This window comes from Burkholderia sp. LMG 13014 (genome assembly GCF_905232215.1).
In the GTDB taxonomy this organism is placed as follows: Bacteria; Pseudomonadota; Gammaproteobacteria; order Burkholderiales; family Burkholderiaceae; genus Burkholderia.
Map to the genome: position 1 here is coordinate 1 of NZ_CAJNKE010000013.1, position 13,149 is coordinate 13,149.

General features: G+C 65.2%; 12 protein-coding genes. 6 read left to right on the top strand and 6 right to left on the bottom strand.

Annotation, left to right across the window (positions count from 1 at the left end; translation table 11 throughout):
• Positions 1-78 precede the first annotated feature (78 nt).
• From JYJ84_RS03435 to JYJ84_RS03455, 5 genes are read right to left on the bottom strand one after another with little or no spacing between them, the layout of a single operon-like run.
• Positions 79-906, bottom strand: a complete 828-nt coding sequence (locus tag JYJ84_RS03435) for an SDR family NAD(P)-dependent oxidoreductase (RefSeq protein ID WP_175221408.1) — start codon at positions 904-906, stop codon at positions 79-81.
• Between the two features lie 11 nt (positions 907-917).
• On the bottom strand, positions 918-2,195 hold the full coding sequence (locus tag JYJ84_RS03440; RefSeq protein ID WP_175221409.1) for a Rieske 2Fe-2S domain-containing protein: 1,278 nt from the start codon (positions 2,193-2,195) through the stop codon (positions 918-920).
• 24 nt (positions 2,196-2,219) lie between these two features.
• A complete protein-coding gene (locus tag JYJ84_RS03445; protein WP_175221410.1) occupies positions 2,220-3,521 on the bottom strand; it encodes a Rieske 2Fe-2S domain-containing protein in 1,302 nt (433 codons plus the stop codon).
• 36 nt (positions 3,522-3,557) lie between these two features.
• Positions 3,558-4,556: a PDR/VanB family oxidoreductase gene (locus JYJ84_RS03450; protein ID WP_175221411.1), complete on the bottom strand. Its 999-nt coding sequence runs from the start codon at positions 4,554-4,556 to the stop codon at positions 3,558-3,560.
• Positions 4,557-4,592: 36 nt separating this feature from the next.
• Positions 4,593-5,096, bottom strand: a complete 504-nt coding sequence (locus tag JYJ84_RS03455; RefSeq protein ID WP_236027221.1) for a bacteriohemerythrin — start codon at positions 5,094-5,096, stop codon at positions 4,593-4,595.
• 315 nt (positions 5,097-5,411) lie between these two features.
• Between JYJ84_RS03455 and JYJ84_RS03460 the strand changes: the two genes are divergently transcribed.
• From JYJ84_RS03460 to JYJ84_RS03470, 3 genes are all read left to right on the top strand, one after another.
• Complete coding sequence (locus JYJ84_RS03460; protein ID WP_236027222.1) at positions 5,412-6,482, top strand: porin; 1,071 nt, start codon at positions 5,412-5,414, stop codon at positions 6,480-6,482.
• 333 nt (positions 6,483-6,815) lie between these two features.
• Positions 6,816-8,552, top strand: coding sequence for an AMP-binding protein (locus JYJ84_RS03465; RefSeq protein WP_175221413.1), 1,737 nt, complete (start codon positions 6,816-6,818; stop codon positions 8,550-8,552).
• A gap of 35 nt (positions 8,553-8,587) precedes the next feature.
• A complete protein-coding gene (locus JYJ84_RS03470; RefSeq protein WP_175221414.1) occupies positions 8,588-9,376 on the top strand; it encodes an enoyl-CoA hydratase/isomerase family protein in 789 nt (262 codons plus the stop codon).
• Between the two features lie 44 nt (positions 9,377-9,420).
• Here the strand turns inward: JYJ84_RS03470 and JYJ84_RS03475 are convergent, their stop codons facing one another.
• On the bottom strand, positions 9,421-10,338 hold the full coding sequence (locus tag JYJ84_RS03475; RefSeq protein ID WP_175221415.1) for a LysR substrate-binding domain-containing protein: 918 nt from the start codon (positions 10,336-10,338) through the stop codon (positions 9,421-9,423).
• A 179-nt stretch (positions 10,339-10,517) separates the two neighbouring features.
• Here JYJ84_RS03475 and JYJ84_RS03480 point away from each other — a divergent pair, with 179 nt between their 5' ends.
• The 3 genes from JYJ84_RS03480 (at position 10,518) to JYJ84_RS03490 (ending at position 13,064) form a co-directional block, all read left to right on the top strand.
• Entirely contained in the window at positions 10,518-11,216 is a 699-nt protein-coding gene (locus tag JYJ84_RS03480; protein WP_175221596.1) for a pirin family protein, read from the top strand.
• A 48-nt stretch (positions 11,217-11,264) separates the two neighbouring features.
• Positions 11,265-11,678 (top strand): DoxX family protein, encoded by a 414-nt coding sequence (locus tag JYJ84_RS03485; protein ID WP_175221416.1) that lies wholly within the window; start codon positions 11,265-11,267, stop codon positions 11,676-11,678.
• Between the two features lie 270 nt (positions 11,679-11,948).
• Entirely contained in the window at positions 11,949-13,064 is a 1,116-nt protein-coding gene (locus tag JYJ84_RS03490) for an alkene reductase (RefSeq protein WP_175221417.1), read from the top strand.
• Positions 13,065-13,149: the final 85 nt, after the last annotated feature.

Sequence of the window (13,149 nt, forward strand, 5' to 3'; positions counted from 1 at the left end):
GCCGCCGGGCGGCCGATTCGGCGAACGCGCGCAGCGATGGATGGAGCCGCTCGAGCGGGGTGGGCTCGTTCATCGTGCTCATGGCGTGGGCGTTGCCGACGGGGCAAACGTGATCGCGGGAATGGCGGCCTTCACGCTGAGCCCGCCGTCGACCGTGACGATCTCGCCGGCCATGTGCGCACTCAAGTCGGACGCGAGGAACAGCAGATGTCCGGCGATTTCCGCCGGGGTGGCGGCGCGACCGATCGGGATCGCGTCGCCGACGCGCGCCCAGGTCGCTGCGTCCAGCCGCTGGTTCAGGCGCGGCGTGCGCACGAACCCCGGTGACACCGCGTTGATGCGCACGTTGTACGGCGCGTACTCGACGCCCGCGCAGCGCACGAGGTGATGCAGTGCCGCCTTCGACGCCGCATACGCGACCTCGCTGGCTACCGCACGATCGCCGGCGAGCGAGCCGACGAACGCGAACGTGCCGCCGCCGTCCGCCTTCATCATCTCCCCGCCGATCTGCAGCGCGAGATACGCATGACGCACGACGATGTCGAACTGCTGGTCCCACGATGCATCGTCGACGGCGGCCAGCGGCTTGATGCCCGCGACACCGATGATGTCGACCACGCCGTGGATGCGGCCGAATTGCGCGCGCGCCGTGTCGAACACGCGCTGCATGTCGCTGCGCGACGTGGCGTCGGCCACGCACGGAATGCCGTCGACGGCTTCGGCGATGCGGCGGGCAAGCGTTTCGTCGCGGTCGACGCAGAGCACGCGGGCTCCGGCCTGGGCGAGCGCGTGGACCGTCTGCTCGCCGATGCCCTGGCCGGCGCCGAGCACGACGAAACCGCGTCCGTCGAGGCGCAGCAGGGACACGTAGTCCGGCGTGTGGCTGCGGGTGGAGTCGTTCGTCATCAAGGTTCTCCTTACGCTTCGACGGCTTCGATGGTGTCGCGATGCGCGGGCAGCAGGTCCTGCCACGCCGCATCGTCGGCGAGTGTCCGGTCGCACGCGCTGACGCCGCGCAGATCGAGCCCGAGCGCCGGCGGCTGCTCGTCATTCATCACACGCTTGACCGCTGCGAGCAGTGCGCGGCGCACACGCACGACGGCCTGGTCGGCAGGCACCAGATGCTCGCGCGACCGGTCGTACAGCGGGCCCTGGGACAGCCCGATCGTCGCATCCTCGACTTCGACGCCGCGCAGCCCGGTCCAGTTTTCCTTCATCAGCGCGCGGCTCTGGCCGAACGAATCGGCCCAGCTCGCGTTGAACGTGCAGTTCTTGCGATCGTAATACTTCGGGTCGTCGAGGCCCAGCAGCTCGATGATCTTCTCCTCGGTGACCGGCGCTTCGCCATGCACGACGATGTAGGTGCTTGTGTGCATGTCGTCTTCCGGCACTTCGAGCACGGTGAACAGGAATGCCGGCGCGGGAATGATCCGGCCGTACGGCACGATGAACGGTACGACGCGCGCGTTGCGCACACCTGACTCGCCGGTCTTGCGCAATGCGACATAGTGAAAGCCGAACGCCGTGTCCTCGATCTTCAGCGACGGCTCGAGGTCGTTCGACGCGAGCGCGGCCGGATTCACGACGTCCGGATTGCGTGTGAACGAATCGTCCTTCCAGCCCGGCCGCGCCATGTTGGTGTGCAGCACGCCGACGTGCGAGCTGTCCTCGCCGCCTTCCACGAGTTGCAGGTAATTGCACGCGACATTGATGCGCAGCACGACGCGGTGATCGGGTGCCGCGTCCATGAACGCGTAGCGCGAGAACGCGGGCTCCAGTTCCTTCGGGCCGACGTAGGCCCACACGATGCCGCCGGCCTCGCGCACCGGAAATGCGGGCGCCGTCATCCGCGCCGCATACTTCGGGTCCGCATGGTTCGGTGTTTCCAGCACCGCGCCGGACACGCTGAATTTCCAGCCGTGATACAGGCAGCGGATACCGCCTTCCTCGACGCGGCCGAGCGCGAGCGACGCGCCACGGTGCATGCAGAGCTCCTCGAGCAGGCCGACGTGGCCGTTCGAGTCGCGGAACGCGACGTACTGTTCGCCGAGCAGGCGGACCCGCAGCGGTGCGCAATCGGGCGCCGGCAGTTGCGCGGACGTGCAGACCGGGTGCCAGTAACGCCGCATCAATGCGCCGCCGGGCGTGCCCGGGCCGACGCGGCACAGCATCTCGTTATCGTCGTGGCTCAACATATCGAACTCCTGTTTCGAATGGGGTTATGTATTGCGGTGCGTGCGTGCGCTCGAGGATGAAACGATCCGGTGATGCGGAACCAGCCGCCGCCAGTCGTCGCCGGGGCCGATCTCGCCGGACACGCCGATCGCGCGGCCCGATTCCGCGCGCAGCGCCGGAATGTCCTGCTGGTCGCGCGCCGCACGCGCACACGCAAGCAGCGTGCGATGCAGGCGGCTGATCGCGAGATCCGCCGTCGACAGCATTTCCTGCGACCGGTCGCGGATCGCGCCGCTCGAGATGCTGCACGCGGCGTCTTCCTGCGTGATGCTGTCGAAGCCGGTGAAATGGCCGTCGCGCTGCGCGCGGCGATCCTGACGGTAGCCGTTGACGAACGACATCGCAGCCGGCGAGTCGCAGGTGTCGAGCGTCATCCCGTATTTGCGCAGCGTCGGCTCGTCGAGGCCGACGAACGCGAGCTGCGCGCTGCGCAGCGGTTCTTCGCCGACCGGCTTCTCCGCATCCCACCACACGTGGAAGAAGTAGCAGCGCTCGTCGTTGATCGGGACGGCGGCGAGCCACACGTCGCCGTTCGCGTTCGCGATGAAGCTCGGTGCGATGAAGGACGTGACGCGGGCGATGCGGTTGTCTCCGGCCTGGCGGATCGCGACATAGTGAAAGCCGAAATCCGTCTCGTCCGCCTCGATCGTCGGAGCGGCATCGAACTGCATGTGCGTGATCTTCCCCGCGTAGTCCAGATCCGAATCGTTGGTCCGGGCCAGCGCGGAGCTGTGCAGCACCGTGAGATGCGACGAGTCGACCAGCCCTTCGATCACCTGCACGAAGTTGCAGTTGACGATCGCGCAGGCATTGATGCGATGGGCATCCGGCAGATCCATGAACGCGCGGTGCGGGAACGGCGGCGCGTTGCCTTCGGGGCCGAGGTAAGCCCACATCAGGCCGCCCGCTTCGCGTACCGGATACGTGCGGCCGCGGATGCGCGCCTTGAACTTCGGATCGGGAACGTTCGGCGTGTCGAGCACCGTTCCGTCCACCGTGAATTTCCAGCCGTGATAGATGCAGCGCAAGCCGTCGCCGTCCGCGCGCGCGAGCTGCATCGACGCGCCGCGGTGCAGGCAGCCTTCGTCGTAGAGGCCGGGCCGGCCGTCACGGTCGCGCCAGACCACGAAGCGTTGCCCGAGCAACTCGATCGCTCGCGGGTCACCGTCCGGCTGCGGAAGATCGGAGGACTGGATCACCGGCAGCCAGAAGCGGCGCATCGCATCGCCCATCGCGGTGCCCGGTCCGGTGCGGCACATCAGTTCGTTATCCTGCTTGGTCAGCATGTTGATTTCCTCGTTCCAGTGTTTGGCGCGGTGGCGTCAGAGTTCGAGCACCAGCCGCGCGGTCTTCGCACGCGAGCAGCACGGCATGAAGCTGTCGTTGCGCGCCTTTTCTTCGTCGGTGAGATACAGATCCCGATGGTCGGGCACGCCTGCGAGCACGCGGGTCATGCAGGTGCCGCACACACCTTGTTCGCACGACAGCGGCAGATTGAAACCCGCGTCCAGCAGCGCATGCGCGGCGGTCCGGCTGGCCTCTACCCTGATCACTTCGCCGCTGCCCTGAATTTCGATTTCGAACGGGCTGTCTTCGTCGGATGACTCGACAGGCGGCCCCGCGAAGTATTCGCGGTGCAGATGCGCTTCGTCCCAGCCAAGCGTGCGCGCGGTCTCCAGGATGTGATCCATGAAGCCCGTCGGCCCGCAGACGTACAGATGCTTGTCGGCGGACGCCGGACCGATCGCGGCGCGGGCATCGAGGTGCTGGTCGGACGGGCCGTCGTCGACGTGAACCTGCACGCGCGTGCGGGGCGTGTCGATGGACGACATGCGCTCCACGCGGTCGACGAATGCCATCCGTGACAGCGAGCGCCCGCAGTAGTGCAGCGCGAACGGCCGGCCCTCACGTACCAGCTGTTGCGCAATCGCGAGGAGTGGCGTGATGCCGATGCCGCCCGCGAACAGCAGCGAGCGCTCGGGGCCGCGATGCAGCGCGAAGTGATTGCGTGGCGCGCTGATCGACAGCGTATCGCCGGCGCGCACGTCGTCGTGCAGACTCGCGGATCCGCCGCGCGAGTCGGGGTCGCGCAGTACACCGATACGGTAGCGCGATGGCAGGTCGGGCAAGTCGTACAGCGAGTACTGCCGCACGATGCCGGAGGGCAGCTGCACGTCGATATGCGCACCCGCTTCGAAGTCGGGCAACCGGTCGCCGGACAACGGCGCGAGGTCGAAGCCGACAATACCGTCGGCCAGCCACGTCTTCGCGGTGACGCAGACTTGCAGCGATGCGTTCGACGGGGAAATGTACTGTTCCATGATGACCGCTCGTATGAAAGGGAGGGCGTGCGTGCGTCAGGCTGCGACGGCAAGGCGGCGCCGGATGACGACCGGCGCCGCGCCCAGTTGTTGCTGAACGAGCCAGCGCGCGAGCCCCTGGTCCATCACGCGCACATGCTCGGGAAACCACCCGGCCAATGCGCGGGCAAATGAACGGGCGACTTCCGGCCGCCCTTCGGCCAGTGCGGCGCGCACCTCGTCGGTCGACTGCAGCACGGCCGCGTGTTCGTCGATATGGCAGCCCGCGGACCCGTAGGCCGTCTCACGCATCGCGGCATCCTCGTCGCCGAAATGGCTGCGCGCGTGCGCGGCAAAAGCATCGAGCGCGCGTCCGAGATCGTCGTCCGGCGTCGTGAGCAGCGCGTTCACGCACGCGACGAATTCGTGGTGCGTGTCGTCCATCGCGCGATGACCGAGCGCGTAGTCGTCGCTCCAAACGAAGCCGGCGGCTTCCGCCGGCGGCGGCACAGGCCCGTTTCGGGCCGCCGTACGATGATCTTCCGATGCCTTCATTCTCATGCCTCGCTCAGTGAACCCGATCAGACGAATAATTATCATCTTCCACGGAAGATAAATTGTGACGAACCGGAAGTCGAGGTAGGGAAAACTATGACGCCCGGCATTTTCCTCCGATAGCCCCGTGTACGGGTCGTGTCGGGCGGACGTAGGGGTAACCCACGAGCCGTCGATCGGTTGACATGGAAGATGCGTGATTACTATCTTCCATGGAAGAAGATAATTGCACGGAGGTTGAAAATGAGTCGGTGGAAAAATGGGTTTGGAGAAGGGTTGGTGCGTGGCAAGGCGGTGTGTCTCGGACTTTCGACGCTGGCGATGTTGGCATCGGGAGCGTCATCTGCACAGTCGAGCGTGGCGCTGTACGGGATCATCGATAGCGGCGTCGAATACATCACGAACGTCGGTCCCCAGAAGCAGAGCGTGGTCAAGGTGCCGCAACTCACCGGTTCGCTGCCGTCGCGGTGGGGCATACGCGGCAAGGAGGATCTCGGCGGCGGCCTGAGCGCCGTCTTCGTGCTGGAGTCGGGTTTCTCGCCAGGGCAAGGGACGCTGAACCAGAGCGGCCGCCTGTTCGGCCGGCAGGCATACGTGGGGTTGTCCGGGCGCTGGGGCACGCTGTCGTTCGGTCGCCAGTATTCGCAGATCTACTGGGCGATACCGGGCGACACGATGGGGCCGAACATCTACGCGGCGGGGCTGCTCGACACGTATCTGGCACAGGCGCGTCTCGACAACACGATCGTCTACAGCATTACGGCGTCGGGCTTCACCTTCGGCGTCAGCTATTCGCTCGGGCGGGACGCGGTCGCGCCCGCGGCCGCCGGCGGCTGCGCGGGCCAGTCGCCCTCCGATTACCGCGCGTGCAAGACGATCGCCGCGATGCTGAAGTACGAGGCGGACAGCTGGGGCATCGCGACCGCGATCGACCGTAACGATGGCGGAGGCGGCGCCGGCTCGCCGCTGCCGAGCAGCTCGCAGACCGACACGCGGGCCGTCATCGACGGCTACGTGAAGTTCGGCACCGCAACGATCGGCGGCGGCTTCCTGCACCGTATCAATCACGGAGAGCTCGCACCGGGCGTCGTCGATGCGAACAGCAACTACTGGTGGCTCGGCGCGACCTATCTGCCGGTGCCGAGCGTCGTCCTCGACGCGCAGTTCGGCCACCTCACCGTGAGCGGGCACGATGCCGGCGCGTCGGTCATCGCGGCGCGCGCGATGTACCTGTTGTCGAAGCGCAGCTCGGTGTATGTGACCGCGGGGCGCATCTTCAACCAGCGCAATTCCGTGCTGACGATCGATGGCGGCACCGCGGGCACATCGTCGTGGCCGGCCGCCGGCGTGGACCAGACCGGCGTGATGCTGGGCATCCGTCATATGTTCTGAAGGAACGGCGCGCGCGTTGCGGCGCGTGCGCCAGTGATGATCATTGCGGGTCCGCACGAGCGACGCGGGGCTAATCGAACTGCTTCCGTGGATGACGAATACCGGAAACATGTGGTGAATCTGCGCATGGTTCTACGCCATTCCATCGGAATGGAGATGGGAATGTCACGTTTACCCGAGAAAGATGGGACGTTTTGCGTATTGCATGTTCATGGAAGATCAGGCCAAGTTCGCATTGACGTCTTCCAGGGAAGATGAAATGATGGTTTACGGGAAAGGCGACCGAGCGTCCCGCACGGCGATCCTTGCGCCACCGAAACTCTGGAGACACGCATGAAGATGGAGACTGGAACCCCCGGGCCGGGTGCCGACCCGACGCTGCCAGTCGGTGGACTGTCCTACGTCCGGGGCATCACCGATTCCGCGCTGAGTGAACTCACGGTCCCCGCGCTGCTCGCCGATACGGTGAAGCGCCACGGACAACGCCCCGCCGTCGTGTTCCGCGAGCAGGGTGTGCGCTGGAACTGGCAGGCATTTGCCGACGAGGTCGATGCGATGGCGGCCGGGTTGCATGCAATGGGCCTGCGCCGTGGTGAGCGTATCGGCATCTGGTCGCCCAACCGTTTCGAATGGACCGTCACCCAGTTTGCGTCCGCGCGGCTCGGCCTGATTCTCGTCAACGTCAATCCCGCCTATCGGCTCGCGGAGCTGGAATACGCACTGAACAAGGTTGGCTGCAAGGCCATCGTTGCGCCCGAATCGTTCAAGACGTCCCGCTACCTGGACATGCTGCAGACCCTCGCCCCGGAACTGCGGCACTGCGAACCCGGCGAACTGCATGCGGCCCGACTGCCCGCGCTGCGATGGGTGATCCGGATGGAGGATGTGCCCACCGCGGGCATGCTGACCTATCGGCAGGTGCTCGCGCGCGGCGCCGATGTGTCGAAGGATGAGCTCGATCGGATTGCCGCGACGCTCGACGCCAACGACCCGATCAACATCCAGTTCACGAGCGGCACGACCGGTGCGCCCAAGGGCGCGACGTTGACACACCGGAACATCGTCAACAATGCCAGCTTCGTCGCCGCGGCCATGAACCTGCAGGAAGTCGACCGACTGTGTGTGCCGGTGCCGCTGTATCACTGCTTCGGCATGGTGATGTCGGTGCTGGCGTGTACGGCGAGCGGCGCGTGCATGGTCTTTCCGGGAGAGGCGTTCGATCCGCTGGCCACCATGGCGGCCGTGAGCGACGAGCGTTGCACGGCGCTGCACGGCGTCCCGACGATGTTTATCGCGCAGCTCGATCATCCGGATTTCGCCCGGCACGATTTCTCCAGCCTGCGCACCGGCATCATGGCCGGCGCGCCGTGTCCGATCGAGGTGATGAAGCGGGTCGTGGCGAACATGTACATGACGGAGGTCACCATCGCCTACGGCATGACCGAAACCAGTCCGGTCTCGTTTCAGAGCGCGACGGACGATCCGCTCGACAAACGCGTGTCGACAGTCGGTCGCATCCAGCCGCATCTGGAATGCAAGGTCGTCGACATGGACGGGAACATCGTGCCCGTCGGCGAGACGGGCGAGCTGTGCACGCGCGGCTACTCGGTCATGCTCGGCTACTGGGACGACGAAGGGCGCACGCGGGAGTCGATCCGCGACGGCTGGATGGTCACCGGCGACCTCGCGACGATCGACGCGGACGGCTACTGCAATATCGTCGGGCGCGTGAAGGACATGCTCATTCGCGGTGGGGAGAACGTCTACCCGCGCGAGATCGAGGAATTCCTCTTTCGCCATCCGAAGGTGCAGAGCGTGCAGGTGTTCGGTGTGCCGGACCAGAAGTATGGCGAGGAGATCTGCGCGTGGATCGTGCTCAGGCCGGGCCAGGATGCGTCCGAGGACGAGATCCGCGCGTTCTGCCGCGATCAGATCGCGCACTTCAAGGTCCCGCGTTATATCCGCTTCGTCGACGACATGCCGATGACGGTGACCGGCAAGGCGCAGAAGTTCGCGATGCGCGAAAGCATGATCCGCGAACTCGAGTTGCACGCACGCGGCACGACCTGAACCCGCACCATCCCATCCCCATCAAGGAGACACACATGACATCCATCCGTTTCGAGCGCCACGGCTCCGTTGGCCATATCGTGCTTGCCAACCCACCGCTCAACCTGATTGCCGCCGCGTTTTCCGAACACCTGAGCGACGCGATTCATGCAGCCAGCGAATCGGATATCCGCGTGCTGCTCGTGCGCGCGGAAGGTCCGAACTTCAGCCAGGGCGGCGATATCCTCGACTTCATCGACAAGGAGTTCAACGCGTGGCGGACCTTCATCAGCGACATGCATCACAGCTATCGCAAGATCGAGGCGCTGCAGATTCCGACCGTGTGTGCCGTGCGCGGCCGCGCGTGGGGCGGTGCATTCGAGCTGGCGCTCGCATGCGATCTGGTCGTGGCGGCGGAGAACGCGTCGTTCCGCTGCATCGAGCCGTCGGTCGGCACGATCCCCGTGTGCGGTGCCGTTCAACGGATCGCGGAACGGGCAGGACCGGCGCGTGCGGCGCGTTACGTGATGTTGAGCGAGATCATGACGGGGGCGACGGCCGGTGATCTCGGCATCGCCGCATTCGTGGTGCCGGAAGGCGACGTCGAGCAAGAGGCGCTCGATCTGGCGAACCGGCTCGCGAACGGGCCGACGCGCTCGTATGCGGCGATTCGCGCGCTGCTGAAAGCGTGGTCGGCGGGCGGTGTGCCGGGCGCCGACCAGGTAGTGCTCGATCTCGGGATGCCGTTGCATAACACCGAGGATGCGCGGCGAGGGCGGACGGCGCGCGTCGACGCGATGAAGCGCGGTGTGGAGCCCGAACCCGTAGCCTTTCACGGCCGCTGATGCGTCCACCTCGCGCGCATGCCGAGCCGGTGCGGTAAGCAGCGCTATCGGGAACGATTCAGTGCTTCGAACCCTTCGACGAGCGCGTCGAGCAGATGCCGAACGGCGGGGACCATCCCTCGCCGTGTCGGAAAGATCGCATGGACGAGCCCCGGCGTCGTGGAGAGTTCGGGAAGCAGATGCAACAACTGGCCGGCCTGGATATCGGCCGTCACCAATTCCCGCGGCAGCAGTGCGACACCGATGCCGCGCATTGCGGCTATCCGTAAGCTGGCTAGATCGTCGGTCGCCAAGCGCGGCCGATGTGCAAAGAACATCTCCTGGCCGTCGGCCGAGACGAGATTCCAAACGTACTTCTCTGCGCCACTGCCCATCGAGAGTGTCGGCCAGTCCTTCAGGGATTCGAGCGACGTCGGGGGGCGATGGCGTGCGACCAGTTCCGGGCTGGCGATCAGAATGTGTACCGACAGGCCCAACTGACGGACGGCCAGATCGGTGTTTTCCAGCGGCGGCAGCCTGACACGAATCGCGAAGTCCAGACCTTCCTCCACCACGTCCACACGGCGGTTGGTCGCGTCGACCCGCACCTGCACCTGCGGATTGCTTTCGATGTACCGCGCAAGGATTTCGGACACGCCGGAGCTGAGTAGCGCGACCGGACAACTGAGGCGCACGGTGCCCTGCGGCTCGGCGCGTGTGCGATCGACGATGTCTTTCGCAGCGTGCGATTCCGCGACGAGCGCCACGCAATGTTGATGGAACTGTCGGCCGGTTTCCGTCAGCGACAGACTACGGCTCGTGCGATTCAGCAGTCGCACGCCCAACTCGTCTTCCAGCGCGCGGATTCGCCGGCTGAGCTTCGATGTCTGCGCGCCGAGGCTGCGGGCAGCAGCCGTAAAGCTTCCATGTTCGACCACTTCCGCGAAGAGCCGGAGATCGTTGAGGTCGGTGATTCGATTCATGGGCAGGGCTCCGCTGAAAGAGATCGTTCTACCAGTGGCAATGATACGTTGCAAAGCAGGAGATATGCAGCCGATCGTTGCGCCAATAGCATTCTCATATGGCTCGGCGCTGCACGGAGGTCGATGTGGCGCTACCTGGAAACGGCTCGCGCGGCGAGCGGCAAGAAAAGGACGGAAACATGCTCACCCATCGACGCTGGCCATCACTGGACGGACGAGACAGCGGCTGGCTGCGCGCGAAGTACCATTTCGCGGTCAGCGCGGACGGCAATCCCGAGCATCGCGCGTTGGGTCCGCTGATCGTCTGGAACGACGACGAGATTGCCGTGGGCGCGGGTTTTCCGATGCACGGTCATCGCGACATGGAAATCATCACGTATGTGCGTCAGGGCGTTCTTGGCCATCGGGACACGCTGGGTTCCGATGGAACGATCGACGCGGGCGACGTGCAGGTGATGAGTGCCGGCACGGGTATTCGCCATGCCGAATTCAATATGGGCGACATCCCGCTCAAGGTTTATCAGATCTGGCTGCTGCCGCGTGTACGCGGCGGGATGCCCGGATGGGGAACGAAGCGTTTTCCGAAGCACGATCGGTCCGGCCGCTTCGTCGTACTGGCGAGCGGTTTTCCCGACGACGAAGGTGCGCTGGCGATCCGGGCAGATGCGCGTGTGCTCGGCGCGACGCTGAAGGCGGGCGAGCAGGTTCGGCAGCAATTGAGCGCGGCTCGCCGTGCGTATCTCGTGGTTGCGTCCGGAAGCGTGGCAGTGAACGGCGAACGCGTGGGGCCGCTCGACGGTGTCGTGATCGCGCATGTGGCGGCTGTGGACATAGCCGCTCTCGAAGATTCTGAGCTGGTGATGGTGGACGCCGGCTGAGTGCCATTCCTTCTCAGTCCACCTTTCATGTCATTTCAGGAGTTGATCGTGGATCGTTATAAATTTCTTCCGTTGCTGGGCCGCATTCTGATCGGTGCGCCGTTTCTCATGAGCGGCTTGAGCAAGCTCGGTGCGCACGATGGAACCGTCGCATACATCGCGGCCGTCGGCCTGCCCGCACCGTCCCTCGCTTTCATCGTCGCCGTGCTCGTCGAGGCGGGCGGCGGCCTGTTGCTGATGTCGGGCTATCGCGCGCGCATCGTCGCGCTGGCAATGGCGGTGTTCTGCTTGGTCACCGCGGTGTTCTTCCATCACAACTTCGCGGACCAGAATCAGATGATTCACTTCCTGAAGAACGTGATGATGGCCGGCGGGTTGCTGCAGATCGCTTACTTCGGCGCAGGCGCGTTCAGCCTCGACGCGCGTGCATTGCGTGCGACGTCACGCACGGTCACGGCGTAAAGCGGACGATGCGACTGATCGAGTCGATCACCGCGCCGACCACCTGGATCGACTCGCCCGCCTCGGCGTCTCCAGCTCTTTGCCGCCCCGACGCGGGAAGTGCCGTGTCCACTGCGTGCAGGCACCAGGGCCGCCTGACATGCTTCGTCGCATCGTCACGTCGACGCTGCCATTCCGCCCCGGAATGATTGCTATCGCCTCATGGCCTCTACCGCGCAAGCAGGTGCAAAGCCAATATGGCCGCACCTCACACCTTGTCAGGATGACGTCATGAGCAAGCTTTTCAGCCGTACGAGAGTCGGTCATTTCGATTTGCAACACCGCGTGGTTCTTGCTCCGCTCACGAGAATGCGGACCGAGCCGGGCAACGTCCCGGGCAATCTCATGGTCGAGTACTACACCCAGCGGGCGACGGACGGTGGCCTGCTCATTTCGGACGCGACGGCGGTGTCGCAGCTCGGTATCGCGTACGTCGATGCGCCCGGGATCTACACCGAGGAACAAGTCGCGGGCTGGAGGCGTGTAATCGACGCAGTGCATGCCAAGGGCGCGCGCATCTTCCTGCAGTTGTGGCACGCGGGGCGTCAAGCGCATCCCGCCAACACCGGCGGTATCACGCCGGTTGCGCCGTCGGCATTGCGTTCCCTGGAGCATGCAGCGATTCGCGACGAGAACGGTCAGATCGCCGAGGCGGAGCTGATCGTGCCGCGCCCGCTCGAAACCCGCGAAATACCCGCCATCGTCGAGCAGTTCCGTCGCGGCGCCGAACTTGCCAAGCGGGCCGGCTTCGATGGCGTGGAACTTCATGGCGCCAACGGCTACCTTTTCGAGCAATTTCTCCTCGACGGCACGAACCACCGCACTGACGAATATGGCGGCTCGATCGAGAACCGCGCACGGTTCCTGTTCGATACGCTGGATGCGGTCGTTTCCGTTTGGGGGCCAGGGCGCGTCGCGGTTCGCCTTTCGCCGAGCGGGACCTACGGCACCATGTCCGATAGCGATCCGCATGCGACCTTCGGTTATGTCGGGGAACGCTTGAACAGCTACGATCTCGCATACGTCCACGTGATCGAACCGCGCGTTCGCGGCACGATGGAGCAGGCGACCACCGACGCGGATGTCTCGTCGAAGGACATCCGACGGATCTATCGTGGGACGATCATTGCCGCCGGCGGCTTCACCGGCGAGACCGCGGAGCGGATCGTCGTGGACGGACACGCGGATCTCGTCGCCTTCGGCCGGCTGTTCATCTCGAACCCGGACCTGCCGCAGCGGCTGCGTACCGGCGCCCCGCTCAATCGCTACGATCGAACGACCTTCTACGGTGGTGACGCGCGCGGCTATACCGATTACGGATCGATCTCCGCAGACATCGCGGCCTGAGCGCATGTGCGAGCCGGAGAGTGCGATGCCGGCACCCGCCGGCAACAGTCGTTCAGATGGCGGCGTACTACAATCTGCGCCGACG

What these genes read in the sequence shown, in the direction of transcription:
- JYJ84_RS03450 (WP_175221411.1), bottom strand. Translation starts at nt 4,556, where the DNA reads ATGGAACAGTACATTTCCCCGTCGAACGCATCGCTGCAAGTCTGCGTC.
- JYJ84_RS03445 (WP_175221410.1), bottom strand. Translation starts at nt 3,521, where the DNA reads ATGCTGACCAAGCAGGATAACGAACTGATGTGCCGCACCGGACCGGGC.
- JYJ84_RS03465 (WP_175221413.1), top strand. Translation starts at nt 6,816, where the DNA reads ATGAAGATGGAGACTGGAACCCCCGGGCCGGGTGCCGACCCGACGCTG.
- JYJ84_RS03475 (WP_175221415.1), bottom strand. Translation starts at nt 10,338, where the DNA reads ATGAATCGAATCACCGACCTCAACGATCTCCGGCTCTTCGCGGAAGTG.
- JYJ84_RS03480 (WP_175221596.1), top strand. Translation starts at nt 10,518, where the DNA reads ATGCTCACCCATCGACGCTGGCCATCACTGGACGGACGAGACAGCGGC.
- JYJ84_RS03470 (WP_175221414.1), top strand. Translation starts at nt 8,588, where the DNA reads ATGACATCCATCCGTTTCGAGCGCCACGGCTCCGTTGGCCATATCGTG.
- JYJ84_RS03460 (WP_236027222.1), top strand. Translation starts at nt 5,412, where the DNA reads ATGTTGGCATCGGGAGCGTCATCTGCACAGTCGAGCGTGGCGCTGTAC.
- JYJ84_RS03490 (WP_175221417.1), top strand. Translation starts at nt 11,949, where the DNA reads ATGAGCAAGCTTTTCAGCCGTACGAGAGTCGGTCATTTCGATTTGCAA.
- JYJ84_RS03435 (WP_175221408.1), bottom strand. Translation starts at nt 906, where the DNA reads ATGACGAACGACTCCACCCGCAGCCACACGCCGGACTACGTGTCCCTG.
- JYJ84_RS03440 (WP_175221409.1), bottom strand. Translation starts at nt 2,195, where the DNA reads ATGTTGAGCCACGACGATAACGAGATGCTGTGCCGCGTCGGCCCGGGC.
- JYJ84_RS03455 (WP_236027221.1), bottom strand. Translation starts at nt 5,096, where the DNA reads ATGAGAATGAAGGCATCGGAAGATCATCGTACGGCGGCCCGAAACGGG.